At 43.3% G+C, this 2,752-nt stretch carries 4 protein-coding genes; all 4 read right to left on the bottom strand.

Annotated features, from left to right (window positions below):
- A partial coding sequence (locus VIM89_RS08120; protein ID WP_488155648.1) for a chemotaxis protein CheB occupies positions 1–1,056 on the bottom strand: 1,056 nt, incomplete at its 3' end.
- Between the two features lie 345 nt (positions 1,057–1,401).
- Complete coding sequence (locus tag VIM89_RS08115) at positions 1,402–2,010, bottom strand: hypothetical protein (RefSeq protein ID WP_488155647.1); 609 nt, start codon at positions 2,008–2,010, stop codon at positions 1,402–1,404.
- Between the two features lie 12 nt (positions 2,011–2,022).
- The gene (locus tag VIM89_RS08110; protein WP_488155646.1) at positions 2,023–2,511 is read right to left on the bottom strand and encodes an inorganic diphosphatase; all 489 of its coding nucleotides are present in this window, start codon (positions 2,509–2,511) and stop codon (positions 2,023–2,025) included.
- Positions 2,512–2,639: 128 nt separating this feature from the next.
- Positions 2,640–2,741 (bottom strand): IS3 family transposase, encoded by a 102-nt coding sequence (locus VIM89_RS08105; RefSeq protein ID WP_488155649.1) that lies wholly within the window; start codon positions 2,739–2,741, stop codon positions 2,640–2,642.
- Positions 2,742–2,752 lie beyond the last annotated feature (11 nt).

Genomic DNA, 2,752 nt, shown 5'->3' with positions numbered 1-2,752 from the left:
CTCCATCAGGAGGATGGCTATTGAGTAAGCCTCTTCCCCGGTTGAACATCCTGCTACCCAAACACGTACAGGGTCGCTCTCTGCCTTTTGACGTAAAACACCGAATAGTTTTTCCTTTAGTACATCAAAAGCCGTATGGTCGCGGAAAAATTTGGTAACGCCGATCAGTAATTCGTTAAATAATATGTCGATCTCGTGCGGGTTTTCGCGCAGGTAAGTAATATAATGGCCATAATCGGGCAATTGGTGGAATGCCAGCCGGCGGTCAATACGCCTGGTGATCGTATTCTTTTTATACTGGGCAAAATCATGTCCGTTGTGTGTGCGCAGCAGCATCAGTATTTTTTGAATAGCATTGGTATCCCGGCTTTCATTTTTCGACTGCTCATTGATCTCTTCAACCATCGCAGGATGATTGAGATACTGGATCAGCTTGATAGGCATTTCCTCCGGTGACAGCACATAATCCACCAGGTTGGTACCAATAGCACTTTGGGGCATGCTGCTGTATTGGGCGGTCTCAGGGTCCTGCACCATTACCATGCCCAACTTTTCTTTGATCATCCGCACACCGGTTTCCCCGTCAGAGCCCATCCCTGACATGATGATCGCTACTGACCTGTTCCACTGGTCCTCAGCCAGGCTTTGAAGGAAATAATCTATGGGTAAGCGGTAGCCATTTGGCTTGGAGGGCGAAAGTAACAGCAGCTTCCGGTTATGAATGCCCATGTCTTTATTACGCGGAATCACGTAGATGGTATCAGACTCAACTTGTTCACCGTCCCGGGCCTCTTTCACCTGCATCGGCGTAAAAGTTTGAATAAGCTCCGCAACATTTCCTGCATGGCTTTTATCCAGGTGCATTACAATTACAAAAGCCATCCCGCTATCAGCAGGCATATGGGTAAAAAACTTTTCCATAGCCTTAAATCCGCCGGCCGACCCGCCGACGCAAACTATGGGAAATGATTTACTTTTTGCCGGCTTTGAAGCGCCTGCAGCTTTTGAGGTGGTCATATGCGATTTACCTGTATTACGTTTTTTGCTTAAAGCCATTTAGAAAGATAATGTTATTAATGATTACTACTTATTAAATAAGTAATATCAGTTGGGTGATTAATATAAAATTGATGGGCAAGAATAGTAAAGTCAAATTTTGCAAAAAATATTAAAGCATAAAAGATTTAAGCTGAATATTTTTATGATAAGAAGAATTCATGGTTTATAAATTAGCTGCTCATTAATCGCTCGCAGAGTTGACTCACCCGAAAGCGCTACGCTGTTCGACACCTCTATGGCAAACCATAAAGAGGTGAAGAAAAACAAAAAAATCCCCTCTTTACCGCTTGCGGTAGAGAGGGTGGTCGAGCGCAGCAATGACCGGGTGAGTAGAATGTACAGCTATTCCAGCAACCCCTTGACCAATTTTTTCCACTGAGGACCCGACATACCCACCCTGGCCGTAAGTGCAACAACAGTATTCCTTATCTTATCATGAATATTCACATCCGAGTTATTAGGGGTTTCATTGCGTCCATGAACAGCCGCGCTAACTGTTTTTCCAACCCTTTTGACAATGAAAGTACTTGTGGAGACATCCTTAAAAAAATGTGCTGTTTCTGATTCAATCTTTCGCGGATCAGGCACGGGCCGGGCCGTCATAGCTACAAATTCTTCAGTGGCTTTAGCATCCTCTTTAGCCTCAATACGTTCTATCATTACCCATTCAAGCCCGTCACCGGCACTGGAACCGGGCACAGGTAAATCAATATTGAATAAAAAGCCTTCAACTGCAAAACCGGTCACTTCATCACCCAAATTATTGGTGAGACAAAAGCGCGAGGAGCCCGCCCCGGCATAGTTATGCCATTCGCTTACCGTCAGTAACCTGGAAGCGGCACGTTTAAATCCTTCATGTGCCTGTGCCTGATTTTCAAATGTTCTTTCTTCGGAAAAATCAGTCTGGCTTCCTGTTTCCTGGTCCGGTATAAATTGTTCAGCGTGTTTCATAGTATTAACTTTTTAGTCCGAAGCTTCCAGTGATTTTTTAATCAATTTTTTAGCCTCTTTTGCGTCGACGATACCTAATGTCTTAAACTCTTTTTGTTCCGCGCGGTTGTAATTCGCAAAAAAATCGCATAATTCACTTATAAGTTTGTCCGGCATATCGCTAACATTCTCAACTTCACTAAAAACCAATGACAGCTCGGGTACAGCAATAAACCTGTCGTTGCGCACCATGCCTTTTTTTGACTGCTGCTCTGCTAGCATACAGCCAATGATCCGGCATTCTATAACGCATCCCGGAAAGCTGTGGAACTCTGAAATCACAATGACGTCCAAAGGATCGCCATCGCTGCCTTTTGTGTCGGGAACAAAGCCAAAATCATACGGGAAGATCATTCCTGTCGGCATAATTTTGGCAAGACGGTAGCCGTGTAGTTTTTCCTCGTAATCATATTTTTGTGTTGAGCCTTTGGGCGTTTCTATTACTACTGTAAATGTTTTCATAATGATTTATTAACATAGATAACAGCCCCGAAATGGATTTTGTGCTCAAAAATTTTCAGAAGACTTGCGGATGCAATTAAATAAGAAAGGCGGTGCATATTGAAGTGCACCCCAAAAGTTGGACAAACTTAATTATTATTATCATAATGAGCTCGGTATTTAGCCGGGCTCATTCCTTTTAGATTGAGCTTGATTCTGTCGTTGTTATAATACGTGATATAGTCCTGAATGTCGCTTTTAA

The organism is Mucilaginibacter sp., assembly GCF_036568825.1.
Taxonomy (GTDB): Bacteria; Bacteroidota; Bacteroidia; order Sphingobacteriales; family Sphingobacteriaceae; genus Mucilaginibacter.
The sequence above is the reverse complement of the archived record's forward strand: the minus strand, read 5'-3'. Positions and strand labels throughout refer to the sequence as shown.

What these genes read in the sequence shown, in the direction of transcription:
- VIM89_RS08115 (WP_488155647.1), bottom strand. Translation starts at nt 2,010, where the DNA reads ATGAAACACGCTGAACAATTTATACCGGACCAGGAAACAGGAAGCCAG.
- VIM89_RS08110 (WP_488155646.1), bottom strand. Translation starts at nt 2,511, where the DNA reads ATGAAAACATTTACAGTAGTAATAGAAACGCCCAAAGGCTCAACACAA.